This is a genomic window from Lysobacter spongiicola DSM 21749 (genome assembly GCF_900167055.1).
Classification (GTDB): domain Bacteria; phylum Pseudomonadota; class Gammaproteobacteria; order Xanthomonadales; family Xanthomonadaceae; genus Novilysobacter; species Novilysobacter spongiicola.
Genome location: NZ_FUXP01000027.1, coordinates 1 through 1749, shown reverse-complemented (window position 1 = coordinate 1749; position 1749 = coordinate 1). Strand labels below are relative to the sequence as shown.

Annotated in this window: 1 protein-coding gene; it reads left to right on the top strand. The window is 63.3% G+C overall.

Annotated features, from left to right (window positions below; all coding sequences use genetic code 11):
- Positions 1 to 247 precede the first annotated feature (247 nt).
- Positions 248 to 1404 (top strand): IS3 family transposase gene (locus tag B5D37_RS14520; protein ID WP_143814366.1). Its coding sequence is split into 2 segments (ribosomal slippage): positions 248 to 497 and positions 497 to 1404, totalling 1158 coding nucleotides; the frame shifts between segments, so codons are not numbered across the junction.
- Positions 1405 to 1749 lie beyond the last annotated feature (345 nt).

The following is a 1749-nucleotide window of genomic DNA, read 5'->3' as shown; positions in this document are numbered from 1 at the left end:
ACATCCAGGCGGCCTCCAAAAGACCGCCATCCTCGCCCGGGTGGGTCAGTTTTCAGTCGGCGTGGGTGGGTCAGTTTTGCGTCGGCGCTAACACCAAGCACTGCAAGCAGCCAATAAAGTAGCGAGAAGCAAGGTAATGCTCTGCGAACCAACATCAGCGGCGCCCTCTCCCTGAGGCCTAACACGGGTTCACCCCCGTTTTCACGGACACTTACAAGAAGGCCGATAGGGGCAGACAGGAGTGTTCATGTCGAAGCGAAGGAAGTTCAGTGCGGAGTTCAAGCGTGGTGCGGTTGAGCAGGCGAGCCAGCCAGGCGTCAGCTGTGCCCAGGTGGCACGGGAGCTGGGGATCCGGGACACGCTGCTGACCCGCTGGAAGCGGGAGGCGCAGAGCCAGGGCAAGGTGGCCTTCGGCGGCACCGGAACGCCCCGCGACGAGGAACTCGCCCGCCTCAAGCGCGAGCTGGCCCGGGTGAAGAAGGAGCGGGATTTTTTAAGAGAAGCGGCAACGTTCTTTGCCAAGGGATCGTCCTGAGGTATCAGGCGATCGAACGTTGCCGCGATGAGTTCCCGGTTCGGCTGATGTGCCGCTGCCTGCGGGTGTCCGCCAGCGGCTATTACGACTGGAGCCAGCGCCTGCCAAGCGCCCGCCAATTCGACAACGAGCGCTTGCTCGGCCGCATCCGTGAGTTGCACGAAGACAGCCGGGGCACGCTGGGCGCAGGCCGGATGCAAGAGGATCTGGCCGACGAAGGCGAGACGGCGAGTCTGAACCGGGTGGCGCGGCTGATGTCAGTGGACGGCCTGCAGGGCTGGCCGCGGCCGAAGCGGCGTGGCCAGCGCGGTCGGCCTGCGTTGACGCCACCGGGCGTGCGTAACTGGCTGGAACGGGACTTTGCCGCGCTGGAGCCGGAGACCAAGTGGGTCACCGATATCACCGAGATCAAGACCAGCGAGGGCAAGCTGTATCTGTGCATCGTGCTGGACTTGTTCAGCCAGCTGGTCCTTGGCTGGTCGATGCACGGCCGGCAGGATCGGCAGATGGTGCTCCGAGCCGTGCAGATGGCGGTGTGGCAGCGCCAGGGCAGCGACCAGGTGATCCTGCACTCCGATCGCGGCAGCCAGTTCCGAAGCGGCGACTACCAACGTTATCTGGCGGCCAACGGGTTGGTGTGCTCGATGAGCGCGGTCGGCCACTGCGGCGACAACGCGGCATGCGAAGGGTTCTTCGGCTTGCTCAAGCGCGAGCGGGTCTATCGAATGAAGTACGCGACACTCGATGCCGCAAGAGCCGATGTGTTCGAATACATCGAGCGATCCCATAACCCGAGGATGCGGCGAAGACTCGCCAGGCAGGATCAGAAGTTTTCAACCCTTTCACAACCGTCCGTGATTTCGGGGTAGAACCCCACCTGAGTTAAGCCGCGCTGCGTAGTGCAGGCTTTGCAATGGCAAGCTCTACCTGCCATTGCAAAGCCGGAACGAAGTGGCGTCGGCTTGAACGAATCGTTAGGCGCAGCGTACTCACCCGGGAGCTGCTTGCCAAATGCCCCAGTGGCACCCGCGAACATGCCCACCGGACGCTCGACGGAGCGATGCCCGAAGCACCCTGAAAACAGCAGGAAGCAGCCCGAAAACCGGGAGCCGATGCCGCTCACTGCGACGTCCCCCCGCCTTCAGTAGCGGTCGGCTTTAGAGTCCGGGGTTAGGGTATCCGAGCCCGCCAGGGTTTTGGCATAGGCTTCTGGG